The following is a 23,545-nucleotide window of genomic DNA, read 5'->3' as shown; positions in this document are numbered from 1 at the left end:
CCGAGGCCGGGGATGTCAACATATCTGGCGTTGACTTTTGGCACGCTGTTGAGTTCTCAAGGAACGGACACTTCCTTCAGGCGGCTTTCACACCGACCCTCCGGGCGCTTCGTTCTTTCGTGTTTCCAGCTTACCAGACGTTTTCCGCTCCGTTTCCCGGAGTTTCATTCATCCGATTTCCCGAACTGGCCGGGTCCGCTTTTTGCGGCGACCTCCACATTAGCGCATTCCGAGTGTTGCTCGAAATTCACTCCCGCCTCGGCCGGCGGAAAAGCCGACCGACCCAATCGAAATGAGATTCGAGTGGGAGTGGGACTTGCTGAGTGGGGTGGCCGCTCCAGCGACTCGTTCAACACTAGGCCACCTGGAGGACATCGTCAAACATCGAGGGCGGGATCCGGCTGGATCCCGCCCTCGATGGTCGAAGCCGCAGCTCAGCGGCGTCGAGATTCAGTCACGAAGCGGTCAGCTCCGCCGCCGCCAGGTTCCGCTTGCCCCGACGCAGGACCAGCCACCGACCGTGCAGCAGATCGGCCTCGGTCGGGACCGCCTCCTCGTCCGTCACCTTGACGTTGTTGAGGTAGGCGCCGCCTTCCTTGATCGTCCGACGGGCCGCCGACCTGCTGGGCGCCAGACCGACGGCGACCAGCAGGTCGACGATCTGCTGAAGCTCACCGACCTGGGCCTTCGGGACCTCGGCCAGTGCCGCCGCCAGGGTCGGGGCCTCCAGGTCGGCAAGGTCGCCCTGGCCGAACAGCGCCTTGGACGCGGCCACCGCGCGCTCGTACTGCTCGGCACCGTGGACGAGGGTGGTCAGCTCCTCGGCGAGCGCGCGCTGGGCGAGGCGGGCGGCGGGGCGCTCGCCGGTCTCGCGCTCCAGTTCCTCGACCTCCTCCTTCGAGCGGAAGCTGAAGATCCGCAGGAAGTTGGAGACGTCCCGGTCGTCCGCGTTCAGCCAGAACTGGTAGAAGGCGTACGGAGTGGTCAGCTCCGGGTCGAGCCAGACCGTGCCGGACTCCGTCTTGCCGAACTTGGTGCCGTCCGCCTTGACGATCAGCGGCGTGGCCAGCGCGTGCACCGACTTGCCGTCGGCCTTGCGGACCAGGTCCGTGCCGGCGGTGAGGTTGCCCCACTGGTCGCTGCCGCCGGTCTGCAGCGCACAGCCGTAGCGGCGGTTCAGCTCCAGGTAGTCCATGCCCTGGAGGATCTGGTAGCTGAACTCGGTGTAGCTGATACCCGCGTCGGAGTTGAGCCGCCGGGAGACGGCCTCCTTGGCGATCATGTTGTTGACCCGGAAGTACTTGCCCACGTCGCGCAGCAGGCTGATCGCGGACATCCCGGAGGTCCAGTCGAGGTTGTTGACCATGCGCGCCGCGTACGGGCCCTCGAAGTCGAGGAAGCGCGAGATCTGGCCACGCAGGCGCTCCACCCAGCCGGCCACCGTCTCGGGGTCGTTGAGCACGCGCTCGGCGGTGGGCTTCGGGTCGCCGATCAGGCCGGTGGCACCGCCGACCAGGCCCAGCGGGAGGTTCCCCGCCTGCTGGATGCGGCGCATGGTGAGGATCTGCACCAGGTTGCCGAGGTGCAGGCTGGGGGCCGTCGGGTCGAAGCCGCAATAGAACGTGACCGGGCCGTCCGCGAACGCCTTGCGCAGTGCGTCCTCGTCGGTGGACAGGGCGATCAGCCCACGCCACCGCAGCTCGTCGACGATGTCCGTCACGGTCACGCTTCTCCTTCGGTCGGGCGTCCGCCCGGTGTGGGCCCGGTCCGGTCGGGCCCCGGTGCAGGACGGCTCCAGCGTGGTAGAGCCTACGCGGTCGGGGCCAGCGAGTTTCGCCCGGACCGACATGAACACGCTCCCGCCTCGGGCTTCGCGGGAACGGCCCCGGAAGGGCCCGGCCCCTCACCGCCACCGGAAATTCCGTTGTTCGACTGCCTTGAGCCCCTTCACAGTGGTCCCACCGCCGTGCGGCGGCAGTGACGTGTGTAGAGACGGTCGTGCCGCCGTGGCACGCCCGTTGAGAAGGGTGGCCGAGGTGCGCAGCACGCTGGTTCTGAACGCAAGCTACGAGCCGCTGACGACGGTGTCGCTCCAGCGCGCCGTGGTCCTGGTACTCCAGGACAAGGCCGTGGTGGAACAGGCGCATCCCCTGCGCACCATCCGCGGGACGGGGGTCTCCGTGCCGGTACCCCGGGTGATCAGACTCCAGCGGTACGTCCGGGTGCCGTTCCGACAACAGGCTCCGTGGTCACGGCGTGGGGTGCTCGTCCGGGACCAGTACCTGTGCGCCTACTGCGGGCGGCGGGCCACCACCGTGGACCACCTGCACCCCAAGTCGCGGGGTGGTGAGGACAGTTGGCTGAACACCGTGGCCGCCTGCGCCGAGGACAACCAGCGGAAGGCCGCCCGGACGCCCGAGCAGGCGGGGATGAAGCTGCTGCGCAAGCCGTTCGTGCCGACGCCGCAGGCCACCCTGATGATGGCGCTGGGGCTGCGTGGCTCGGACGTCCGGGAGCTGGCCGACTGGCTGCCCGCCCAGGTCGTCCCGGCCACCGTGCACTCCGCGGCCTGAGTCCGGAGCCCGGCCCGACCGCGCCACGCACGAGCGGTCGGGCCGGGCGGGTGAGCTGGCCGGGCGGGCGAACCGACCGGCCCGGTCAGCCCTTGGCCTGGTATCCGGTCGCGGTGCCGAAGTTGGTGGAGTGCTCGGGGACGGCGACGACCCGGCCGCCGCCGATCAGCACCCGGCCGGAGACCAGCAGGGAGCCCGTCCCCGGCGGGAAGTTGCCGCCGACCGTCTCCCGGCCGCCGTCCAGGGCGAAGCGGCTGAGGTGCGCGGGCTGGTCCAGGCGTTCGTCGAAGGCGAGCACCAGCGCGCCGCCGTCGATGCCGACCGCCCTGGCCGCGCCCTTGCCGGAGGCGACCGTCCTCCAGCGCTGCTTGCCGCTGTCCAGGTCGTAGCCGACCACCGCGGCCTGACCGCCGCCGTTCGGCACCGGTGTGACGGTGGTGACCATGGTGCGGTCCCGGAAGTACACCCCCGGGGTGGCCGAGAACGCGCCGTGGGCGACCTCCAACCGGCCCCCGGCGTCGGCGACCGGGATCTCGACCGCCGGGTCGCCGGCCTGGCCCCAGGCGAACACCCGGTCGTCCTCGGGCTTCTCCCCGGTGGTGAGGACGACAGCCGGCTCGGCGGAGAGCACCGTCGCCGTCCTCGGCCGGTTGTTCAGGCCGCGCCACCAGGCGACCGTGCCGTCGACGGTGTTCAGCGCGACGGCCTGGTCGACGGGAGTGGAGTCGGCGCAGGAGCTGGCCACCAGGACGGTCCGGCCGGCCACGCCACCGGACAGCGTGCAGAACTTGCCCTGCCCGGTGTACTGCCAGACGTCCTTGCCGTCGGCCGACTCCCACGCGACGACGTGGTCGTCGCCGACGGCTATCACCTTGTCCTCGGTGACGCCGATCCGGGAGTTGTAGGGGCCCTTGGCCTCGGAGAGCGTCTTGGTCCAGGCGGTCTTCCCGGCCTTGGTGTCGACGGCGGTCACCAGGGCGCAGGGGCTCTTCGGGTCGGCCTGGGCCCGGAACAGCACCGCTCCCACGCCCGCCGCGTTGACGTCCGGGGAGAGCCCGCAGGGCACCGCACCCGCGGCGGGCGGCTCGACCGACCAGACGGGCGTGCCGGCCTCCAGGTCGTACGCGTGCACGCCGGTCGCGTCGGCGCGCACCACCGAGTCGGCGAGCAGCCAGCTGCCGACCAGGGTGTCGTCACCGACCGGCCGGTCGGACCCGGACCGGGCGGACCACGTCTTGGCATGGGCGACGGTGAACCCCGGCTCCCCGCCGGCGGCGGCGCCGGCGGACGCGCGGCCGCCGCCCTCCGAGCCGACCGTCAGTCCGGCCGCGACCAGGACGCCGAGCGCGGCGACCCCGGCTCCGGTCCGGACGGCCAGGGCCCGCCTGCTCGGCGCGTGCTCGGCTGAGACGACGGCGCCGGTGGCGGCCCGGGCCCTGGCCGCGAGGCCGGTCCGGGTGGGCGACGCGGCGGCGGGACCGGCGGCCGGTACCGGCCGCTCCGCCTCCGGGTCGGCGTGGGGGGCCGGCTCGGGATCCGGCTCCGGTTCCGGTTCCGGTTCCCGATCGGGTTCCACGTGCACGTAGCCGTCGGCGGAGTACTCGGCACCGACGGGCGCGTACAGCTCCTCCCCCGCCGGCTGCGGCTGCTGCGGGACGGCGTACGGGGCGTACTGCTGCTGCTCGTGGTCGGTGTACTGGTAGTACGGCTGGTACTGCTGATAGGGCTGGTACGGCCGGTTCTGGTCGTACTGGCTCTGGCCGTACTGGCCGTAGGGCCCCTCGACGTACCCGCCCTGCCCGTAGGCGGCCTCGCCGTACCCCTGTTCCGGGTGCTGCGTGCCGGGACCGTACGCGTACCCGGGCTCGCCAGGCCGGCTCTGGTCGGCGTACTCGCCGTACCCGGCGGGCCACTCCTGCGGCGCGTGCTGCGTCTGCCACTGGTCCTGGTACTGCTGCGGCCGACCGTCACCGAGGGGGTCCTGAGCCATCCGTTCCGTCCCTCCCGACCGCCTGTACTACGGCAGTCAGCATCTCACGGCCCCGGAGCGGACGGTTCCGGTGTGCCCACAGGGGCATCGGACCGCCGGCCGGGGCAGCGGCAGGGGCAGGACCGGGCAGGACGGGACCGGGCTTCGCGCGCGCTAGCGGGCGGACTCCGTCCGCAGGATGGTGTCGATCCGGGCCGCGAGGGCGAGGTCGAGGGCGGTGAGCCCGCCGGCGCTGTGGGTGGAGAGGGCGAAGCGCAGCGTGCGCCAGCGGATGTCGATGTCGGGGTGGTGGTCCATCGCCTCGGCGGCCTCGGCGACGGCGGTCACGGCCCGGATCCCGGCCGGGAAGTCGGGCGCCTCGGCGGTGCGGACCAGGGAGTCCCCGTCGCGCGACCAGTCGGGCAGGCCGGCCAGTCCGGCCTCGATCTCGTCCTCGGTCAGCCGTGCTCGGCTCATCGGCCCGCTCCCATCACCAGAACCAGAAGGAGAAAAGGGGTGTCAGCTCCGCCGGCGCGGACGGGGCACCAGTTCGCCGCCGCAGTTGGGGCAGCCGGCGGCCGTCGCCTCGGTGCACGCCGGACAGAAGGTGCACTCGTAGGAACATATAGAGGCCGGGCCGTCCGGCGTCAGCGACACCTCGCAGCGCTCGCAGATCTCCCGCATCTCCAGGGCCATCGGGGTCCTTCCCGGCTCTAGGTCGCGAGCAGTTTGACGACCGCCACGAGGCCGACGACGACGATCACGGCGCGCAGGGCCTGCGGCGGCAGCTTCCGGCCGACCTTGGCGCCGACCAGGCCGCCGACGAGCGAGCCGACCGCGATCAGTCCGGCGGCCGCCCAGTTCACGGTCGACGTGAAGAGGAAGAACAGGGCGGCGACGCCGTTGACGATCATCGCGAGGGCGTTCTTCACCCCGTTGATCCGCTGCAGGTCATCCTGGAGCATCATCCCCATCAGGGCCAGCAGCAGGACGCCCTGGGCGGCGCCGAAGTAGCCGCCGTAGATGCCGGTGAGGAAGATACCGACGAGCAGCAGCGGGCCGCCGTGCGGGTCGCCGTCGGGCCGGCGGCGCGCGGCGACGGCCTTGGCCACCCTGGGCTGGACGATCACCAGGACCAGGGCGAGCAGGATCAGGACCGGGACGATCGCGTCGAAGGCGCTGCTGGGCAGCTCGATCAGCAGGTAGGCGCCGAGTACGCCGCCGAGCAGGGAGGCCGTGCCGAAGCGGGCGAGCCGGCGGCCCTGGCCCGCCAGCTCCCGGCGGTAGCCGATCACGCCGCTGAGCGAGCCGGGGACCAGACCGAAGGAGTTGGAGACGTTGGCGGTGACCGGGGGGAGCCCGACGGCGAGCAGGACGGGGAAGGTGATCAGGGTGCCCGAACCGACGATCACATTGATCATTCCGGCACCGACACCTGCCACCAGGACGGCGATCGCCTCCCAGGTCGTCATGAGCCACCTCCCGCGCTGGTCCTGTCCCGTCCGCGGCGATCATGCCGGACCACGGGGTGGGCGATCCAGCCTCGCCCACGATTCGGGATGTTCGACACACCCTCGCGGAAAGCGCCCGAGGGCCCGCCCCGTGCGGTACGGGAGGCGGGCCCTCGGGCCTCGGGCGGTCCCCCGGCCACCGGGGCCGGGGGGCGGGGGATCACTCCGGGTCGCTCTTGCGGTACTCGCGGAGCGGGTCGATCCGGGGCCGGGCGGAGCCCTTGGTGTCGGTGTCCAGCGGGCGCGGACCGGCCGCCGGGTCGAGCGGCACCTGGGTGGCGGCCGGCGGCGCGGCCGGGGCACTCGGGGCGGCGACCGCGGCGCCGTTGGCGCCGCCGCCGAGGCCGGACGCACCGGTGAACGCGCCGCCGATGCCCTTGAGCGCGTCGCCGATCTCGCTCGGGATGATCCAGAGCTTGTTGGCGTCGCCCTTGGCCAGCTCGGGCAGCGTCTGCAGGTACTGGTAGGCGAGCAGCTTCTGGTCGGCGTCGCCCTCGTGGATCGCCTCGAAGACGGTCCGGATGGCGGCAGCCTCACCGTCGGCGCGCAGCACCGCGGCCTGGGCCTCACCCTCGGCCTTGAGCACCTCGGCCTGCTTCTCACCCTCGGCGCGCAGGATCTGGGACTGCCGGTTGCCCTCGGCGGTGAGGATCGCGGCGCGCTTGTCACGCTCGGCGCGCATCTGCTTCTCCATCGAGTCCTGGATGGAGGTCGGCGGCTCGATCGCCTTCAGCTCGACGCGGTTGACGCGGATGCCCCACTTGCCGGTGGCCTCGTCCAGCACCCCGCGCAGGCCGGCGTTGATGACCTCGCGCGAGGTGAGGGTGGACTCCAGGTCCATGGAGCCGATGATGTTGCGCAGCGTGGTGACGGTGAGCTGCTCGATGGCCTGGATGTAGCTGGCGACCTCGTAGGTGGCCGCGCGGGCGTCGGTGACCTGGTAATAGATCACCGTGTCGATGTTGACCACCAGGTTGTCCTGGGTGATCACCGGCTGCGGCGGGAACGGCACGACCTGCTCACGCAGGTCGATCCGGTTGCGGACGCGGTCGATGAACGGGACGACAATGTTCAGCCCCGCGTTGAGCGTCCGGGTGTAGCGGCCGAAGCGCTCCACGATCGCGGCGCTGGCCTGCGGGATGACCTGAATCGTCTTGATCAGCGCGATGAAGGCCACCACGACCAGGACGACCAGGACGATAAGGACGGGTTCCACGGACTCTCCCCTAGACGACCAGGGCGGTCGCGCCCTGGATTTCGACGACGTCGACCTGCTGCCCCGGCTGGTAGACCTGCTCGGGGTGGAGCGCGCGGGCCGACCAGATCTCACCGTTGAGCTTGATCCGTCCGCCCTCCCCGTCGACCCTTTCCGCGACGACCGCGGTGGCGCCCTTCAGCGCCTCGATGCCCATTCTGATCTGCGGGCCCTTCCGCAGCGCCCGGTACGCGATGGGGCGGACGACGACCAGCTGCGCGACCGTGGCCGCGACGAAGGCCAGTACCTGCCAGACCGGGTCGGCGCCCAGACCGGCCACGCCGGCCGCGACGAGCGCGCCGACGGCGAACATGGCGAACTCCGGCATCACCGTGATCACCAGCGGTATACCGAGGCCGACGGCGACCAGAAGCCACCAGATCCAGCTGTCCACGTGTCCATCCTAGGGAGGGAAGGGCCTACCAGGCGGTCAGTTCCCGCAGGTGGAGGGGCGGAAACCGGTCGCACGTGCGACCGGTTCCAGTTCAGTGGAGTTCAGTGGGTCCGGTGCCTCCCCGGGGCTGCCCCGGCCCGGCCCCGGGAAACCGCCGTTCGCCGGCCCTTCCCGGACGCCGCCGACCGCCGCCGACCGCCGCCGGTCAGCCGAGCGGCAGGCCCTGGGCGGACCAGCGGTCGCCGTGCCGCTCCAGCATGAGCGGCAGGCCGAAGCACCTGGACAGGTTGCGCGCGGTCAGCTCGGTGTCGATCGGCCCGGCGGTGAGCACCTTGCCCTGGCGGATCATCAGCACGTGGGTGAAGCCCGGGGCGATCTCCTCGACGTGGTGGGTGACCATGGCCATGGCCGGCGCGAACTCGTCCTGGGCCAGGGCGCCGAGGCGGCGGACGAGGTCCTCCCGGCCGCCGAGGTCGAGGCCGGCGGCGGGCTCGTCCAGCAGCAGCAGCTCGGGGTCGGTCATCAGGGCGCGGGCGATCAGGGTGCGCTTGCGCTCGCCCTCGGAGAGGGTGCCGAACTTGCGGCCGGTCAGGGCGGACATGCCGAGGCGGTCGAGCAGCGCCAGCGCCCGGGACTCGTCGGACTGCTCGTAGGTCTCCCGCCAGCTGACCGTCATGCCGTAGGCGGCGGTGAGGACGGTCTGCAGCACGGTCTGCTCGGCGGGCAGCTTGTCGAACATGGCGGCGCCGGCCAGGCCGACCCGGGAGCGCAGCTCGAAGACGTCGACCTCGCCGAGCTTCTCGCCGAGCACGGTGACCTTGCCGGAGGTCGGGAAGAGGTACGTGGAGGCGATCTGCAACAGGGTGGTCTTGCCGGCGCCGTTCGGGCCGAGGATGACCCAGCGCTCGCCCTCGGAGATGGACCACGAGACCTGGTCGACCAGCGCGCGCTCCTCCCGGACCACGGATACGTCCACCAGCTCCAGCACGTCGCTCATGACCTACGCCTTCCCCAAAACAGAAATACGGCCGTCGGTGCGGGCGGGCAGCCTACTCCGGCGGCCGGTGGGCACGGAGGTGGGTGCGCCGCACGCGCATGGGCAAACCTACGCCACGCGGATGACCGCCGATTCCGTAGGCTGGCCGGATGCTCGCGACTCCTGCCGACAATCCGTACGAAGAGCCCCGTTCGGGACGGCTGGCCGCCTGGGGCAACGCCCTGCTGGCCGGTCTGGTGCCGCCCGACAACGCCGCCGCGGCGGTCCTGGGGGACGACGAGAGCCACCGGGTGGCCGGTCTGCCCGGGGACGGCCCGGGCGAGCGGCACGGGCTCACCTGGGCCCTGGGCCGGCTGCGCGTCCTCGGTGTGAAGGGGCTGCGGCTGGCGCTGCCGTCGGCCGGGCACCCGCTGGGCCTGACCGGACCGGCCCCGTTCAACGCGAGCGCGCTGGCCGCCGGCGAGGCGGTGCTGGCCGTCGGGGTGCCGCTGGGGCTGGTGCCCGAGGTCGAGGTGTTCGGCCCGCCCGGGGACCGCTCGGCGACCGTGCTCTGGCGCTGCCTCGACGTGAACGACGCCCCGCCGGCCGACGTGCCGTCGCTGCACGAGGCCGAGTTCGAGCTGACCGACGGGCTGCGCCAGGCGACGCTGCTGCTGACCCGGCTGGACGTGGCCGGAGCGGGGCCGGAGGCGCTGCGGGCGCTGGAGGCGTACCGCCGGCGCGGGCACGCCGAGCTGCTCGCACCGGGTTACCCGCCGCGCGCCGTCCGGGTGCTGGAGTCCGCGCGCCAGGTCGCGGCGTTGTTGTCGATCGCCTCCGGCAGCCACGGCGCGGCGGTCAGCGCCTCCGAGATCGCGGCCCGGCAGGCGGTACTGGCGCCGCTCTGGCGGACCGCCCGCCGTGCGCAGGTGGCGGCGTACAACGCGCTGGTGGACGAGCGCCCGTAGGAGCGGTGCGGCCCCGGGACCGACCCCGCCGAGATCGGCCGGAATCGGTCGGGTCGGTCGGTCGGCCCGGGCTTCGGCCCGCGGGTCTACGGCCGGGACTCACCGTGCCGGACGGCCCAGAGCGCGGCCTGGGTGCGGTCGGCGAGGTCCAGCTTCATCAGGATGTTGGAGACGTGCGTCTTCACCGTCTTCTCGGACAGGTGCAGGCTGCGCGCGATCTCCCGGTTGGAGCGGCCGTCCGCGATGTGCCCGAGCACCTCGCGCTCGCGCTCGGTGAGGGTGCCGCCGCGGCCCTGCGGGGCACGCGGGCCGTCGTCGGCGAGCAGGGCCTCGGCCAGCTCCGGCTGGAGCAGCACGTGGCCCGCGTGGACCGAGCGGATCGCACCGGCCAGCGCCTCCGGGTCGACGTCCTTGTAGACGTACCCGGCGGCGCCGGCCCGCAGGGCGGGAACCATCGTGCGGTGCTCGGTGAAGCTGGTGACGATCAGGATCCGGGCCCGGCTGCCCTCCTCCTTGAGCGTGCGCAGCGCCTCGATGCCGTCCACGCCCGGCATCTTGAGGTCCATCAGCACGACGTCCGGGTCGAGCGCGCGGGCCCGGTCGACGCCCTCCGCGCCGTCGGCGGCCTCGCCGACCACCTCGATGTCGTCCTGCACCTCCAGGAAGGTGCGCAGGCCCCGGCGGACCACCTGGTGGTCGTCGACCAGCAGGACCCGGATCGCGGACACGGTGTCAGGCACCGGGGACCTCCATCTCGACGACCGTTCCCCTGCCGGGGGCCGAGTCCAGGGTGAGCCGGCCGCCGACGGCGGCGGCGCGGTCGCGCATCGAGGCCAGGCCGAGGTGACGGCCGGCCCGGCGCACGGAGTCGGGGTCGAAGCCCCGGCCGTTGTCGCTGACCCGCAGCACGGCGCCGCGACCGGGCGTGCCGGCCAGGGTGACGGTGACGCGGCGGGCCTCGGAGTGGCGCAGCGCGTTGTGCAGGGCCTCCTGGGCGACCCGCAGCATGGCCGCCTCCTGGGCCGCCGGCAGGGCGCGCACGCCGTCGGCGGCGAAGGCGATGTCGGCGCCGTGGGCGCGGTCGAGGACCTGTACCTGGGAGGCGAGGGTGGCGCTGAGGCCGTCCTCCTCCAGGGCCGCGGGGCGCAGCTCGACGACGACGGCGCGCAGTTCGTCGGCGGCCTCGGCGGCGAGCCGGCCGACCTCGGCGAGTTCGGCGCGGGCGCGGACGGGGTCGCGGTCGACGAGCTTGGCGGCGGCCTTGGCGGTGAGGCGCAGCGAGAACAGCTTCTGCGAGACGGCGTCGTGCAGGTCGTGGGCGATCCGGGCGCGTTCGCCGGCGAGGGTGAGCTCGCGGCTGCGCTCGTACAGGCGGGCGTTGTAGAGGGCGAGGGCCGCGTGGGCGGCGAGTATCCGCAGGAGTTCCTCGTCGTGGTCGGTGAAGCCGCCGCCGCCCTGCTTGTTGGCGAGGTAGATGACGCCGAGGACCTCGGGTTCGTCGTCGGCGTGGTCGGTGTCGACGATGGGCATGCCGAGGAAGGCGCCGAGCTCGGGGTGGGCGGAGGGCCAGCCGCCGAAGGAGGGGGCCTGCCGGACGTCGGCGAGCCGGACCGGGCCGCTCTCGTGGAGCATCGCGGCGAGGACGCCGTGCTGGCGGGGCAGCGGGCCGATGGCCTTCCACTGCTCGTCGGTGACGCCGTCGACGACGAACTGGGCGAAGCCGCCGTGGTCGTCGGGGACGCCGAGGGCCGCGTACTCGGCGCCGAGCAGGCGACGGGCGGAGGCGGTGATCCGGCGCAGGACCTCGCGGACCTCCAGGTGGCGGCTCATCCCGAGGAGGGCCTGGCTGACGGCCTCGATGCCGGCGAGGCACGGTTCACAGGCGGGCAGGGAGCCGTCCGGCGGCGGGCCGACCGGGATGCGGTCGACGGGCAGCAGGCCGGCGTGCCGGTGGTTGCTGGGCACGGGGGGCATACGGCCAACCTACCGCCGCCCGCGCGGCGGTCGCGTCGGTCCCCGGCAGGGCGGGGCCCGGGTCCGGAGACCTAGGTCGCACGGCGCGGTCGTGCCCGGGCACTGCCCTGAAACGGCCCGGGCACTGCCCTGAAACGGCCCGGGAACGCCGAGGGGCGGCCCACCCCGGTCGGGGGGGCCGCCCCTCGGCGGAACGTGAAGGGGTCAGCCCTTCTGCATGACCTCGGGCTCGTGCCGGCGCTGGAGGCGGGTCACGATGACGCCGATGACGACCGACATCGCGATCAGCACGCCGGCGTCGAACCAGAACTGGCCCGAGTTGTGGCCCCAGAGCGCGTCGTACTCGGGGTTCTGGAAGTCCTTGTTCCAGGGGCCGAGCAGGTGCGAGAGGTCGAGCGTGGTGGCGACCATGCCGGTGCCCCAGCGGGCGGGCATCAGCCAGGCGAACTGCTCCAGGCCGGGCTTGGAGAAGATCTGGAAGAGGCAGCCGGTGAAGACGACCTGGATGATCGCGAACATGACCAGCAGCGGCATGGTCTTCTCGGCGGTCTTGACCAGGGCCGAGATCGCCAGGCCGAACATCATCGAGGCGAAGCTCAGCAGGATGAGGCCGAAGCTCATCTCGATGATGGGCAGGTCCTTGAAGACCAGGCCGTGCGCGGGCAGCTTGCGCGGCAGGAAGCCGACGGCGGAGATGATCGCGCCCTGGATCACGCTGAAGAACCCCAGCACGATGATCTTGGACATCATGTACGCCGAGCGGGAGAGCCCGGTGGCCCGTTCCCGTTCGTAGATCGCCCGTTCCTTGATCAGCTCGCGGACCGAGTTGGCCGCCCCGGAGAAGCACGCCCCGATCGCCAGGATCAGCATGATCGTCGCCGCGCCGCTGTTGAGGCCGAGCTGCGACTTCGGGTTCGGGGCGAGGCCGGGTTCGTTCGGGATCAGCACGCTGACCGCGCCGAGCACCGCGGGCAGCAGCACCGACAGGGCCAGGAAGCCGCGGTCGGAGGCGAGCACCGAGGCGTAGCGGCGGATCAGCGTCCACAGCTGCGAGCCCCAGCTCTGCGGCTTCGGCGGGCGGACCGCCTCCTGCACGATCTGGGCGGACTGCACGGCACCGGATTCCACGTCGGCCGAGTACTGCTGGTAGTGCACCGAACCGCGGTAGCGGCCGGCCCAGTCGTGGTCCGGGTAGTTCTCGAAGGCCTGGAAGACGTCGGCCCAGGTCTCGTACCCGAAGAAGTGCAGCGCCTCGTCCGGCGGGCCGAAGTAGGCCACCGAACCACCCGGTGCCATCACCAGCAGCCGGTCGCAGAGCGCGAGTTCGGCCACCGAGTGGGTGACGACCAGGATGGTGCGGCCGTCGTCGGCGAGGCCGCGCAGCATCTGCATGACCTCGCGGTCCATGCCCGGGTCGAGGCCCGAGGTGGGCTCGTCCAGGAAGATCAGCGACGGCTTGGTGAGCAGCTCCAGGGCGACCGAGACGCGCTTCTGCTGACCGCCGGAGAGCGCCGTGATCCGGTTGTCCGCGCGCTTGTCCAGGCGCAGCTCGTAGAGCACCTCGTCGATCCGCGCCTCGCGCTCGCGCGCCTCGGTGTCACCGGGGAAGCGCAGCCGGGCCGCGTACTTGAGGCCGTTGCGGACGGTCAGTTCCTTGTGCAGGATCTCCGACTGCGGCACCAGGCCGATGCGCGAACGCAGCTCGGCGAACTGCTTGTAGAGGTTGCGGCCGTCGTAGAGGACGTCGCCGCGGTCGGCCGGGCGGTAACCGGTGAGGGCGCGCAGCAGGGTCGACTTGCCGGAGCCGGACGGGCCGATGACGGCGACCAGGGACTTCTCCGGGACGCCGAAGCTGACGTCGTTGAGCAGGACCTTCTTGCCGCCCTTGAAGTCGACCTCGACGGTCAGGTGGCGGGCGGAGAAGGAGACCGCGCCGGTGTCGACGAACTCCTGGAGCTGGTCCCCGACCAGGACGAAGCTGGAGTGGCCGACGGTCAGGCGGTCCTGCGGGCCGATGAGCTGGCGCTCGACCCGCTGGCCGTTGAGGAAGATGCCGTTGTGGCTGCCGAGGTCGACGATCTCGTACCGGCCGTCGGGCAGCTGGCGCAGTTCGGCGTGGTGGCGGGAGACCTGGAGGTCGGAGACGACGATGTCGTTGTCGAGCGCGCGGCCGATCCGGATGGTGTTCATGCCGGCGGTCAGGTTGCGGATGACCGTCGGCTGCGGGCCGCCGGGGCCCTCGTGCGGCGCGGCGCCCTGCTGCGGGAACCCCTGCTGGTGCGGGAAGCCCTGCTGCGGCGGGTACGGCTGCCGCGCCTGCTGCTGCGGGAACGGCTGCTGCTGACCCGGCCACTGGGGCTGGGCCTGCTGGGCCTGCTGCGGGTACGGCTGCTGGGCCGCCGGGGGCTGCTGGGCCCACGGCTGCTGCGCCTGCTGCTGGGCGGCGTGGGCCTCCGGTGCGGCGCTGCGGCTGGTGGCGGCCTCGTGCCAGGCCGGGGCCTGGGCGGCGGCCTGCGCCGGCGCGGAGAAGGAGAGCCGGGGGCCGTTCTCGGCGTTGCCGAGGTTGACCACGGCTCCCGGGAAGAGCTGGGCCTGCATGGTGCGGGCGCCGGCGGTGTAGGTCCCGTTGGTGCTCCCGTGGTCGTCCAGCTGCCAGCCGGCCCCGTTGAAGGAGATGGTGGCGTGGTGCCACGACACCCGCGCGTCGTCGAACGGGAAGTCCGACTGCGGGTTGCGACCGATGGTGTAGGACCGCCCGGGCTCCAGAGTCCGCTGCTGTCCGTTGATCTCGATGACGAGTTGCGGCACTGCTCGCCTGCCCCGCTCTCTCGGTTCCCCCGATGGTGCGCCCCGTCCCGGGGCGAAATGATCGTCAATCTGACGGGGGAATCATTCCAGCCCCCCGGTCGTCCGTGAAAGTCACCCCCGGTGACTGTGACCAGGCGGCAACGATTCGCGGACGGCCCCCGAACCGTGCGTCCACGGCGCGTACGCGGCACGTCCACCGCATGTCCACGGGCGCGCGCCCGGCGTCGCCCGGTGCGTCCCGGTGCGTCCACGACGCGGACGGGTGCCGTGGCCCCGTCGGGCGGCGGGTAGCGTGGGAGGCACCATGAACGCATCGCCCTTGGCCGCAGAGCCGTTCCCCGCCCCGCAGCCCCGGACCGAGGACGAGCGCACCCTGCTCGTCAAGGTGTTCGGCAAGGACCGCCCCGGCATCACCGCCGGTCTCTTCGCCACCCTGGCCGGGTTCGGCGTCGACGTCATCGACATCGAGCAGGTGGTGACCCGTGGCCGGATAACGCTCTGCGCCCTGGTCACTCCTCCCGGCGCACCCGGCGCCGAGGGCGGGCTGCGGTCCGTCGTGCACCGCTGGGCCGAGGAGCAGAAGCTCCAGGCCGAGATCCTGTCCGGCATCGGCGACAACCGGCCGCGCCGCGAGGGCCGCTCGCACGTCACCGTCCTCGGCCACCCGCTGACCGCCTCCGCCGTCGCCGCGCTCACCTCCCGGATCACCGCCGCCGACGGCAACATCGACCGTGTCTTCCGGCTCGCCAAGTACCCGGTTACCGCCGTCGAGCTGACCGTCTCGGGCGTGGCCACCGACCGGCTGCGCGCCGAGCTGGCGCAGGAGGCGGCCACCCAGCGGGTGGACGTCGCGGTGGTGGCGTCCGGGCTGGAGCGGCGGGCCAAGCGGCTGGTGGTCATGGACGTCGACTCGACCCTGATCCAGGACGAGGTGATCGAGCTGTTCGCCGCCCACGCGGGCTGCGAGCAGGAGGTCGCCGAGGTGACCGCGGCGGCGATGCGCGGCGAGCTGGACTTCGCGGAGTCGCTGCGCGCCCGCGTGGCGCTCCTGGCCGGCCTGGACGCCGGGGTGACGGAGAAGGTGCGCGCGGAGGTCCGGTTCACGCCGGGGGCGCGCACGCTGATCCGGACGCTTCAGCGGCTGGGCTACCAGGTCGCGGTGGTCTCCGGCGGGTTCACCCAGGTCACCGACCACCTGGTGGAGCAGCTGGGGCTGGACTACGCGGCGGCCAACACCCTGGAGGAGAAGGACGGCAAGTTCACCGGCCGGGTGGTGGGCGACATCGTCGACCGGGCGGGCAAGGCGCGCTGGCTGGCCCGGTTCGCCGAGCAGGCCAAGGTGCCGCTGGAGCAGACGGTGGCGATCGGCGACGGCGCCAACGACCTGGACATGCTGAACGCGGCCGGGCTGGGCGTGGCGTTCAACGCCAAGCCGGTGGTGCGGGAGGCCGCGGACACCGCGGTGAACGTGCCGTTCCTGGACACCGTGCTGTACCTGCTCGGGATCACCCGCGAGGAGGTCGAGGCGGCCGACGTGCTGGACGGCCAGCCGGCCGAGTAGCCCGTACCCGGCACGGAAGACGACGAGGGGCGCGCGGACCAGATCCGCGCGCCCCCTTGTGCGTCGGCCGTACGTCAGCGACGCATCAGCTGTTCGTCCGCCGTGCGCGTCCGCCGCGTGTCCGCCGCGCGTCCGCACCGGCGTCCCGGCTCACTCCTGCGGCGTGAAGTACGAGACCAGTGCGGCGACGCCCGGCTCGACGTTCTTCCACGAGCCGCTGAAGCTGAGCACCGCGACGCCCGCGGTGGGGAAGCCCCCGAGCCGCAGCCGCTCCAGCGCTTCGCGGTCCCCCTCGTCGCCGGCCAGGACCTGGGTCAGGCCGAGCACACCCGGGTTGTGGCCGACCAGGACGAGGTCGGCGTGGTCGTCCGGGGTCTCCTGGAGGACGGCGATGATCTCGCCGGGGCTGGCCTCGTACACCCGGTCCTCGTACACCGTCTTGCGGGAGCGCTTGGGCAGCTCGTGGGCGGCGAGCTTCCACGTCTCACGGGTGCGCAGGGCGGTGGAGCAGAGCACGTAGTCGGGGTTGAGGGCGGAGTCGGCGAGCCAGCGTCCGGCCTCCGGTGCCTGGTGTCGGCCCCGATCGGCCAGCGGCCGCTCGTGGTCGTCGACGCCGTTCGGCCAGTCGGCCTTGGCGTGGCGGAGAACGATGATCCTGCGGGGCGTGTCGGCGCTCATACCCAGCAAGCTTGGCAGAAAAGCCGCCCGGGAGCGCGGTGCTGCCCGATGCCACCACTCTCCGGAGTGGGAGCGCCGTCCTGCGTGTTCACCCGGACGTGGGTGCGGGGTTCAGCCCAGGTTCCGGGCGATGATCGCCACGATCACCAGGAGCACGACGATGCCGCCGATCGCGGCGGCGAGCTGGCCCAGCTTCTTGTGGCCGTCGGTGGGGTTCGGGTCGAGTACGGGCATGACCGGATTCTCCCACCCCGGTCGTCCCCGCCCGTCACCGGCCCCGGGCCGGTGACGGGGCCGGACCGGGATCGGACCGGGGCCCGCGCCCGTCCCGTCCCGGCCGCGCGGCGCGGCCTCAGGCCCCCGCCGCCGCCACCGGCAGGACCGCCTCGTCCTCGATGTACCGGGCCCGCGCCGCCCGCAGGCCGAACAGCATCTGCGGCACCAGCAGCACCGCCAGGAAGCCCAGCGGCAGGTACCACTCGCCGGTGGCCTCGTAGAGGCGGCCGATCAGGATCGGCCCCGGGATCGAGATCAGGTAGCCGACGCCCTGGGCGAAGGCCGAGAGCTGGGCCACGCCGCCGGCCGTCCGGGCGCGCAGGCCGATCATGGTCAGCACCAGCGGGAACGCGCAGTTGGAGAGGCCCACCAGGATCGCCCACGCCCACGGCGCGGTGGACGGGGCCAGTGCGAGCCCGGAGTACCCGGCGATGCCGCAGGAGGCCAGGACCACCACGAAGAGCCGCTGGTCGCCCCGGCGGGCGGCCAGGTTGGGCAGGACGAAGGAGACCGGCACGCCGATCACCATGGTCAGCGCCAGCAGCACGCCCGACGTGCCCTCGGAGACGCCGGCGTCCTGGAAGATCTTCGGCAGCCAGCCCATCACCACGTACGCGCCGGTGGCCTGGAAGCCGAAGAAGCAGGCCAGCGCCCACGCGGTCCGGCTGCGGGTGATCGGCAGCTTCCCGGCCCCCCGGCCGTTGGCCTGCCCACCGCTCTCGCGCCGCCGGGACAGCAGGACGGGCAGCCAGAGCAGCAGGGCGACCGCACCGAGCGCGGCCCAGACACCCAGGCCGAACCGCCAGTCCCCGCCGAGCGCGCCGGTCAGCGGCACGGTGACGGCGGCGGCGAGCGCGGTGCCGGCCGACAGTGCCATCGAGTACAGGCCGATCATCGGCCCGACCTTCTCCGGGAAGTACCGCTTGATCACCACCGGGATCAGCACGTTGGCGACCGCGACACCGGCCAGCGCCAGCGCGGTGAGCAGCAGGAAGACGGCCGTGCCACCGGCGAAGGAACGGGCCAGCACGCCCGCGGTGATCGCCCCGAGCCCGGCCGTGACCACCGCGATCGGGCCGAGCCGGCGCGCGAGGCCGGGCGCGGCGAAACCGAAGAGGGCGAAGCAGAGCGAGGGCACGGCGGTGAGCAGCCCGGCCACGGTGGGATTCATCCCGAGGTCGGCCCGGACCTGGTCGAGCAGCGGCCCGAGGCTGGTGACCACCGGGCGGAGGTTGAAGGCCGCGGCGGCGATCGCGACGGCGAACAGCCAGCCGAGGTGGCTGCGGCGGGGCGGGGCGGGCCGCTCGGTCTGCGGTCGGGTCCCGGTACCGGCACCAGTGTCGGTATCGGTATCGGGCGAGGCTGCGGTGTCTGCTGCGGACGACATGCCGGCCATCATAGAATGATGGGATGAATTAGCGCATCCTTGAGTTGGCATGATGGCCCGACCCACTCGACCCCAAGGAGTCCCCCGTGGCGCTGTCCTCGCCGAGGCGCACCCCGCTGTCCGACCAGGTGATCGCCCAGCTGCGCGCCCAGATCACCTCCGGCGAGTGGCCCGTCGGCTCCCGCATCCCCACGGAGGCCGCCCTCGTCGAGCAGCTGGGTGTGGCGCGGAACACCGTCCGCGAGGCCGTCCGCGCCCTCGCCCACAACGGGTTGCTCGACATCCGCCAGGGCTCCGGCACCTACGTCCTCGCCACCAGCGAACTGGCCGGCGTCATGCACCGCCGCTTCGCCGACGCCGACCAGGCCCACGTCGCGGAACTGCGCGTCACCCTGGAGACCTCCGCCGCCGGCCTCGCCGCCGACCGCCGCACCGACCGCGACCTCGCCCTCCTCGACGCCGCCCTGGCGCGCCGCGAGGACGCCTGGCGCTCCGGCGACGCCGAGGACTTCATCCAGGCCGACGCCGCCTTCCACCAGGCCGTCGTCGCCGCCGCGCACAACGACGTCCTCGCCGCCGTCTACGCCGACCTCGGCGAGGTCACCCGCGCCCACCTGCGCCACGACGTCGGCCCCGAGCTCATCGCCGAGCGCTACCTCGGCCACGACAAGATCGTCGACGCCATCCGCGCCCGCGACCCCCGGCGTGCCTCCCACGAGGCCGGCCGCGCCATCGGCACCTGCACCGACGGCCGGCCCTGACCCGCACGGACCCGGCCGGTCCGGACCCCGGCCGGAACGCCCCCGGAACGGCCCGCGAACCCGGCGGGAGGGGGGTTTCGGCGTGCTAACGTCCCGTCACACTTCGTAGACGGCCGGGTTGCGACCCGGGTGCGGGCACGACGGGGAGCAGCGATGGCGGATCCGGACCTGAAGTCGGGCCAGGGCCAGGGCCCGGGCGGCGGAACGCCGACGAAGGTGTCCACGGCGGCGATCGACCGGGCGGCCACCGCGCTCGACGGCATCGCCGGCGACAGCACCGCGGCCGGGAGGACCGCCGACGAGGCGACCGGAGCGGCCGCGGCGGGGCTGAGCGGATGGGACACCGCCGCCGCGTTGCGCGGAGCACTCCGGGAGTGGCACGAGCAGGTGTCCCAGCTGAACGGCCGGCTCAACCAGGAGGCCGGGATGATGCGCCAGACCCACACCAACTACCTGGACGTCGAGCACGGCATCGCCACCTCGTTCACCGGAAAGGCTTGACCGTGCTCGGCTTCGAGGACGTCGTGGAGGCGGACCTCTCCGCCATGGCCAAGGCCGCCGCCGACTGGACCGAGATGGCCCGCAGGTACCGGCTCGTCCAGCACCGGCTGGAGAACGAGGTGCTCTCCGTCACCGGCAACCAGGGCCTCTGGCTCGGCTACACCGCGCTCACCGCCCACCGGCACGTCGGCCACACCCGGCAGCAGACCCTCGACGCGCAGACCGAGGCCGCGGCCGTCGCCTCGATCATCGGCGACGCGCACGACGACTTCGGGTCGGCGCAGCAGAAACTCAGGCGGACCGTCGCGGACGCCCAGGCCGACGGCATGAAGGTGACCGGCACCGGCGCCGTCGTGTTCGACGTCACCACGCTCGACGAGGGGGGCAGGTCCGCCTACCGCCACGAGCCCGACTACCGGCGCGAGCGTGACCGAGCAGCCGCCGCCTGGGCGCAGAAGATCAGGACCTACCTGGAGGAGGCGACGGCCGCCGACTCCCGGGCCGCCCGCGGACTCCGGCGCGCCGCCAAGGTCGGCGACCTGGTGAACGAGTTCAACGGCCGGGCGGTCGGCGGCGGGGACGAGGCCGACGGCCGGCGTGCCGCCTCGCTCGCCCGGAAGCTCAAGGACGGCAGGACCCTCGGCCCGGAGGAGCTCGCCGAGCTCGACAACCTGATGAAGGCCGGCTCCGGCAACCCCGTGTACGGCCGGACCCTGCTCGGCGCGCTCGGCGCCGAGGGCACCCTGCTGCTCGCCGACGAGCTGGACGTGCGGATCAACGACCGGAGCGGCAGGCTCAAGGGCGAGTACGGCGGGTTGCGGGCCAACCTGGCCGACACCGTCGCCGGCGCCACCCGCGACACCGGGTCCACGTTCTACCGGGAGTTCCGCGAGGGCCTGCGGGAAGCGGGCGTCAGGAACATCGACGACCGCCACCTCGGCGGCGGTCCGGCGCCGGTCCACGGCTACCAGGCTCTCGTCACCCTGCTCCGGAACGGCACCGCCGGGTACGGCGCGCAGTTCCTCGACGACCTCGGCACCGACGTCCTCGCGGCCGACCGCAGGGGCAACCACTGGAGGGTCCACCAGTTCAACGGCCCCCGCCCCGACCTGGTGCACGACCCGGTGGACGGCGTGCTCGGGCTGATGGGCCGGAGCCCCGAGGCCGCCACCCGGTTCCTCGACCCGAGGGCGCCCGGGGCCGAGGACCGCCTCAGGTACCTGCTGCGCGAGCGCGACTGGCCCACCTCCTGCACCACCGCCCTCGTCGGCCCGCCGATCCAGGACAGGGGCACCCACCAGGCCGGCCTCGCCGCCGCCCTGGAGGCCGCCGCCACCGGCGACGTCCCCGGCGGGGGCAGCCACCGCGGAGGCCCGCACACCCCGGCGCAGGCACGGGTCATGCAGGGCGTCGTCGACGCGCTGGACGCGGACGGCAGGGGCGCCGAGGTCCACGAGGACCTTCGCGTGCCGCTGGCCAACGCCCTGTCCGACTACGTGGCCGACACCCACCCGGTCCTCGGTCAGCACCACGCCGGCGCGCACCGCACCGGCGCGTGGGAACAGGACGGCGAGGGCCACCTCGGCGGCAGCGCCGACCACCTCGTCCGGGTCATGCGCGGTGCCTCCGAGGAGCCGGAGGCGTACGCCACGCTCTACAACGCCGAACGGGCCGAGGCCGCCGTGGCCCTGGCCGCCGTCCCGCCCGATCCGCAGGCCGGACCGGCGGAGCGGCAGGGGCCGGCACGCAACATCGGGACGGCGCTCGGGGCGTTCGACGCCATCCGGTCGGACATCGTCCTGGACGAGAAGGACGACCGGATGGAGTGGGCCGAGAAGGCCGGCGGGTTCGCCTCCTCGGTGAGCGGCACCGTGACCGGGTTCGTCCCCGAGGTCGGGGGCGTCGCCGGCGCCTTCGTCGACGCGGGGATCAGCGGCTGGGTGGAGGACGTCAGGAAGGACGCCCAGGACGCGGGCAACACCGCGAACTCCCGGGCTCACTTCGCCTCGCTGACCGAGAGCCAGGAGATGGCCGGCGCCTGGGGCAGGGCCAACCACCTGAACGAGGACGAGACCGAGCTGATCTCGACCGAGCTGGGGACCGGCCACACGAGCGGCAACACCAACGCGCTGATCGCCCTCGGACGGAACGTCCAGCAGTGAGGCTGCCCCGACGCACCCGGACGGTCCGCGCCGGCCCCCTCCCGGGCCTGCGCCGCGGCCGCCCGGCGCGGGAGCGAACCGACCGCCCCGCAGTCGTGCCGTGCCGCGGACAGCACACCGCCCGGCCCCTTCCTCGACGGAAGGAGAGCCGGGCGGTGGCGCGGGACGCGGGTGGTCAGGCGCCGATGGCGTGCAGGCCGCCGTCCACGTGGACGATCTCGCCGGTGGTCTTCGGGAACCAGTCCGAGAGCAGGGCGACGACGCCGCGGCCGGCCGGCTCCGGGTCGCTCACGTCCCACTTCAGCGGCGAGCGGTTGTCCCAGGTGGCGGCCAGGTCGCCGAAGCCCGGGATGGACTTGGCGGCCATCGAGCCGATCGGACCGGCCGAGACCAGGTTGACGCGGATGTCGCGCGGGCCGAGGTCACGGGCCAGGTAGCGGGAGGTGGCCTCCAGCGCGGCCTTGGCCGGGCCCATCCAGTCGTACTTCGGCCAGGCGAACTGGGCGTCGAAGGTCAGACCGACGACCGAGCCGCCGTCCTGCATCAGCGGCAGCAGCGCCATGGTCAGCGACTTCAGCGAGAACGCCGAGACCTGCATGGCGGTCGCCACGGACTCCCACGGGGTGTTGAGGAAGTTCCCGCCGAGGGCGTCCTGCGGGGCGAACCCGATCGAGTGGACGATGCCGTCCAGGCTCGGCAGGTGCTCGCGGACCTGGTCGGCGATGCCGGCCAGCTGCTCCTCGCTGGAGACGTCCAGTTCGAGGACCTTCACCGGGTGGGGCAGCTTCTTGGCGATGCGCTCGGTGAGGCTCGGCCGCGGGAAGGCGGTGAGGATGATCTCCGCGCCCTGCTCCTGGGCCAGCCGGGCCGTGTGGAACGCGATGGAGGACTCCATCAGCACACCGGTGACGAGGATCCGCTTGCCCTCAAGGATTCCGCTCATGTCAGTGACCCATGCCCAATCCGCCGTCGACGGGAATGACGGCTCCGGTGATGTACGCGGCCTCGTCCGAACCGAGGAACCGCACGGTGGAAGCGACCTCGGCGGGCGCCGCGTAGCGGCCCAGGGGCACGCCGGCGACGATCTCCGCGCGGCGCTCGTCACTGAGCACCGCGGTCATGTCGGTGTCCACGAAGCCGGGGGCGACCACGTTGACGGTGATGTTGCGCGGGCCGAGCTCGCGCGCCAGCGAGCGGGCGAAGCCGACCAGACCGGCCTTGGAGGCGGCGTAGTTGGACTGGCCCGGCGAACCGGAGAGGCCGACCACCGAGGAGATCAGCACGATGCGGCCCTTGCGGGCGCGCATCATCAGCCGGGAGGCGCGCTTGATGACGCGGAACGTACCGGTGAGGTTGGTGTCCAGGACGGAGGTGAAGTCCTCCTCCGACATGCGCAGCAGCAGCGTGTCGTGGGTGATCCCGGCGTTGGCGACCAGCACCTCGACCGCGCCGTGCGCGCCCTCGACCTCGGTCAGTGCCGCGTCGACCTGGGCGCTGTCGGTGATGTCGCAGCGAACCGCGAGCACGTCGTACTTGGCCAGCTGCTCGGGCACCTCGCCCGACCGGCTGGTGATGGCGACCTTGTCGCCCGCCTCGGCGAAGGCCAGGGCGATCGCGAGGCCGATGCCCCGGTTACCTCCGGTGACGAGAACCGAGCGGCTCAACGATCCACCTCTCTCCGTAGTGTGCGTACGCCGTGATGTCCGCGTACGTCGCAATCATGTACGCGGTGTGACGCTATCGGTCGGCCCGGCGCGGCGGCGAATCGAGCTCCCACAGCGCCGCACCAAA

General features: G+C 72.8%; 22 protein-coding genes. 6 read left to right on the top strand and 16 right to left on the bottom strand.

The window, feature by feature from the left end; translation table 11 throughout:
- Positions 1-454 precede the first annotated feature (454 nt).
- Positions 455-1,720 carry a tyrosine--tRNA ligase gene (tyrS, locus tag ACFWIC_RS22385; RefSeq protein WP_329949167.1) on the bottom strand — a complete coding sequence of 422 codons (1,266 nt, stop codon included), beginning with the start codon at positions 1,718-1,720 and terminating at the stop codon, positions 455-457.
- A 316-nt stretch (positions 1,721-2,036) separates the two neighbouring features.
- On the opposite strand from tyrS, the gene ACFWIC_RS22380 reads away from it, so the two are divergent.
- Positions 2,037-2,573 carry an HNH endonuclease gene (locus tag ACFWIC_RS22380; protein ID WP_329949166.1) on the top strand — a complete coding sequence of 179 codons (537 nt, stop codon included), beginning with the start codon at positions 2,037-2,039 and terminating at the stop codon, positions 2,571-2,573.
- An 85-nt stretch (positions 2,574-2,658) separates the two neighbouring features.
- Here the strand turns inward: ACFWIC_RS22380 and ACFWIC_RS22375 are convergent, their stop codons facing one another.
- The 7 genes from ACFWIC_RS22375 to ACFWIC_RS22345 form a co-directional block, all read right to left on the bottom strand.
- Positions 2,659-4,563: a PQQ-binding-like beta-propeller repeat protein gene (locus tag ACFWIC_RS22375; RefSeq protein WP_380519841.1), complete on the bottom strand. Its 1,905-nt coding sequence runs from the start codon at positions 4,561-4,563 to the stop codon at positions 2,659-2,661.
- A gap of 153 nt (positions 4,564-4,716) precedes the next feature.
- Positions 4,717-5,019: a 4a-hydroxytetrahydrobiopterin dehydratase gene (locus tag ACFWIC_RS22370; protein WP_329883459.1), complete on the bottom strand. Its 303-nt coding sequence runs from the start codon at positions 5,017-5,019 to the stop codon at positions 4,717-4,719.
- Positions 5,020-5,061: 42 nt separating this feature from the next.
- A complete protein-coding gene (locus tag ACFWIC_RS22365) occupies positions 5,062-5,238 on the bottom strand; it encodes a DUF1272 domain-containing protein (protein ID WP_329949600.1) in 177 nt (58 codons plus the stop codon).
- A gap of 17 nt (positions 5,239-5,255) precedes the next feature.
- Positions 5,256-6,014 (bottom strand): sulfite exporter TauE/SafE family protein, encoded by a 759-nt coding sequence (locus ACFWIC_RS22360; protein ID WP_329949599.1) that lies wholly within the window; start codon positions 6,012-6,014, stop codon positions 5,256-5,258.
- A 199-nt stretch (positions 6,015-6,213) separates the two neighbouring features.
- Positions 6,214-7,269 carry an SPFH domain-containing protein gene (locus ACFWIC_RS22355; protein ID WP_327682004.1) on the bottom strand — a complete coding sequence of 352 codons (1,056 nt, stop codon included), beginning with the start codon at positions 7,267-7,269 and terminating at the stop codon, positions 6,214-6,216.
- Positions 7,270-7,279: 10 nt separating this feature from the next.
- Positions 7,280-7,702 carry an NfeD family protein gene (locus ACFWIC_RS22350; RefSeq protein WP_329883456.1) on the bottom strand — a complete coding sequence of 141 codons (423 nt, stop codon included), beginning with the start codon at positions 7,700-7,702 and terminating at the stop codon, positions 7,280-7,282.
- A 205-nt stretch (positions 7,703-7,907) separates the two neighbouring features.
- Positions 7,908-8,699 (bottom strand): ABC transporter ATP-binding protein, encoded by a 792-nt coding sequence (locus tag ACFWIC_RS22345; RefSeq protein WP_329883455.1) that lies wholly within the window; start codon positions 8,697-8,699, stop codon positions 7,908-7,910.
- Positions 8,700-8,848: 149 nt separating this feature from the next.
- On the opposite strand from ACFWIC_RS22345, the gene ACFWIC_RS22340 reads away from it, so the two are divergent.
- The gene (locus tag ACFWIC_RS22340; protein WP_355401698.1) at positions 8,849-9,646 is read left to right on the top strand and encodes a hypothetical protein; all 798 of its coding nucleotides are present in this window, start codon (positions 8,849-8,851) and stop codon (positions 9,644-9,646) included.
- Positions 9,647-9,732: 86 nt separating this feature from the next.
- Here ACFWIC_RS22340 and ACFWIC_RS22335 read toward each other — a convergent pair whose 3' ends face one another.
- From ACFWIC_RS22335 to ACFWIC_RS22325, 3 genes are all read right to left on the bottom strand, one after another.
- Positions 9,733-10,386: a response regulator transcription factor gene (locus ACFWIC_RS22335; RefSeq protein ID WP_329883453.1), complete on the bottom strand. Its 654-nt coding sequence runs from the start codon at positions 10,384-10,386 to the stop codon at positions 9,733-9,735.
- Entirely contained in the window at positions 10,379-11,476 is a 1,098-nt protein-coding gene (locus ACFWIC_RS22330; protein WP_329883465.1) for a GAF domain-containing sensor histidine kinase, read from the bottom strand. Before ACFWIC_RS22330 ends, ACFWIC_RS22335 begins: the two co-directional genes overlap by 8 nt.
- Positions 11,477-11,824: 348 nt before the next feature.
- Positions 11,825-14,428, bottom strand: coding sequence for an FHA domain-containing protein (locus ACFWIC_RS22325; RefSeq protein ID WP_380519840.1), 2,604 nt, complete (start codon positions 14,426-14,428; stop codon positions 11,825-11,827).
- A 304-nt stretch (positions 14,429-14,732) separates the two neighbouring features.
- On the opposite strand from ACFWIC_RS22325, the gene serB reads away from it, so the two are divergent.
- Entirely contained in the window at positions 14,733-15,989 is a 1,257-nt protein-coding gene (gene serB, locus ACFWIC_RS22320) for a phosphoserine phosphatase SerB (RefSeq protein ID WP_329883451.1), read from the top strand.
- Between the two features lie 150 nt (positions 15,990-16,139).
- Here serB and ACFWIC_RS22315 read toward each other — a convergent pair whose 3' ends face one another.
- From ACFWIC_RS22315 to ACFWIC_RS22305, 3 genes are all read right to left on the bottom strand, one after another.
- Positions 16,140-16,667 carry a histidine phosphatase family protein gene (locus tag ACFWIC_RS22315; RefSeq protein WP_329883450.1) on the bottom strand — a complete coding sequence of 176 codons (528 nt, stop codon included), beginning with the start codon at positions 16,665-16,667 and terminating at the stop codon, positions 16,140-16,142.
- 111 nt (positions 16,668-16,778) lie between these two features.
- Positions 16,779-16,901 (bottom strand): SGM_5486 family transporter-associated protein, encoded by a 123-nt coding sequence (locus ACFWIC_RS22310; protein ID WP_329883449.1) that lies wholly within the window; start codon positions 16,899-16,901, stop codon positions 16,779-16,781.
- A 118-nt stretch (positions 16,902-17,019) separates the two neighbouring features.
- Positions 17,020-18,330 (bottom strand): MFS transporter, encoded by a 1,311-nt coding sequence (locus ACFWIC_RS22305; RefSeq protein ID WP_329949596.1) that lies wholly within the window; start codon positions 18,328-18,330, stop codon positions 17,020-17,022.
- Positions 18,331-18,416: 86 nt separating this feature from the next.
- Between ACFWIC_RS22305 and ACFWIC_RS22300 the strand changes: the two genes are divergently transcribed.
- The 3 genes from ACFWIC_RS22300 to ACFWIC_RS22290 all read left to right on the top strand — a co-directional run bounded on the left by ACFWIC_RS22300 (position 18,417) and on the right by ACFWIC_RS22290 (position 21,754).
- Positions 18,417-19,091, top strand: coding sequence for a FadR/GntR family transcriptional regulator (locus ACFWIC_RS22300; RefSeq protein WP_329883447.1), 675 nt, complete (start codon positions 18,417-18,419; stop codon positions 19,089-19,091).
- Between the two features lie 153 nt (positions 19,092-19,244).
- Positions 19,245-19,592, top strand: a complete 348-nt coding sequence (locus ACFWIC_RS22295; RefSeq protein ID WP_329883446.1) for a hypothetical protein — start codon at positions 19,245-19,247, stop codon at positions 19,590-19,592.
- Positions 19,593-19,594: 2 nt separating this feature from the next.
- A complete protein-coding gene (locus tag ACFWIC_RS22290; protein ID WP_380519839.1) occupies positions 19,595-21,754 on the top strand; it encodes a hypothetical protein in 2,160 nt (719 codons plus the stop codon).
- Positions 21,755-21,929: 175 nt separating this feature from the next.
- Here ACFWIC_RS22290 and fabI read toward each other — a convergent pair whose 3' ends face one another.
- Together fabI and fabG are read right to left on the bottom strand one after the other, a co-directional pair.
- Positions 21,930-22,697 carry an enoyl-ACP reductase FabI gene (fabI, locus tag ACFWIC_RS22285; RefSeq protein WP_329883444.1) on the bottom strand — a complete coding sequence of 256 codons (768 nt, stop codon included), beginning with the start codon at positions 22,695-22,697 and terminating at the stop codon, positions 21,930-21,932.
- Between the two features lies 1 nt (position 22,698).
- Entirely contained in the window at positions 22,699-23,418 is a 720-nt protein-coding gene (fabG, locus tag ACFWIC_RS22280) for a 3-oxoacyl-[acyl-carrier-protein] reductase (RefSeq protein WP_329883443.1), read from the bottom strand.
- Between the last annotated feature and the right edge of the window lie 127 nt (positions 23,419-23,545).

The sequence above is a fragment of the Kitasatospora sp. NPDC127035 genome, assembly GCF_042726075.1.
Lineage (GTDB): Bacteria > Actinomycetota > Actinomycetes > Streptomycetales > Streptomycetaceae > Kitasatospora.
Note: the sequence above shows the minus strand (reverse complement) of the source record. Positions and strands in the feature narration are given on the sequence as shown.

Coding starts and splice junctions, on each gene's coding strand:
- serB (WP_329883451.1), top strand. CDS start 14,733: ATGAACGCATCGCCCTTGGCCGCAGAGCCGTTCCCCGCCCCGCAGCCC.
- ACFWIC_RS22370 (WP_329883459.1), bottom strand. CDS start 5,019: ATGAGCCGAGCACGGCTGACCGAGGACGAGATCGAGGCCGGACTGGCC.
- ACFWIC_RS22345 (WP_329883455.1), bottom strand. CDS start 8,699: ATGAGCGACGTGCTGGAGCTGGTGGACGTATCCGTGGTCCGGGAGGAG.
- ACFWIC_RS22295 (WP_329883446.1), top strand. CDS start 19,245: ATGGCGGATCCGGACCTGAAGTCGGGCCAGGGCCAGGGCCCGGGCGGC.
- fabI (WP_329883444.1), bottom strand. CDS start 22,697: ATGAGCGGAATCCTTGAGGGCAAGCGGATCCTCGTCACCGGTGTGCTG.
- ACFWIC_RS22305 (WP_329949596.1), bottom strand. CDS start 18,330: ATGTCGTCCGCAGCAGACACCGCAGCCTCGCCCGATACCGATACCGAC.
- ACFWIC_RS22365 (WP_329949600.1), bottom strand. CDS start 5,238: ATGGCCCTGGAGATGCGGGAGATCTGCGAGCGCTGCGAGGTGTCGCTG.
- ACFWIC_RS22315 (WP_329883450.1), bottom strand. CDS start 16,667: ATGAGCGCCGACACGCCCCGCAGGATCATCGTTCTCCGCCACGCCAAG.
- ACFWIC_RS22330 (WP_329883465.1), bottom strand. CDS start 11,476: ATGAGCCGCCACCTGGAGGTCCGCGAGGTCCTGCGCCGGATCACCGCC.
- ACFWIC_RS22360 (WP_329949599.1), bottom strand. CDS start 6,014: ATGACGACCTGGGAGGCGATCGCCGTCCTGGTGGCAGGTGTCGGTGCC.
- ACFWIC_RS22375 (WP_380519841.1), bottom strand. CDS start 4,563: ATGGCTCAGGACCCCCTCGGTGACGGTCGGCCGCAGCAGTACCAGGAC.
- ACFWIC_RS22310 (WP_329883449.1), bottom strand. CDS start 16,901: ATGCCCGTACTCGACCCGAACCCCACCGACGGCCACAAGAAGCTGGGC.
- ACFWIC_RS22340 (WP_355401698.1), top strand. CDS start 8,849: ATGCTCGCGACTCCTGCCGACAATCCGTACGAAGAGCCCCGTTCGGGA.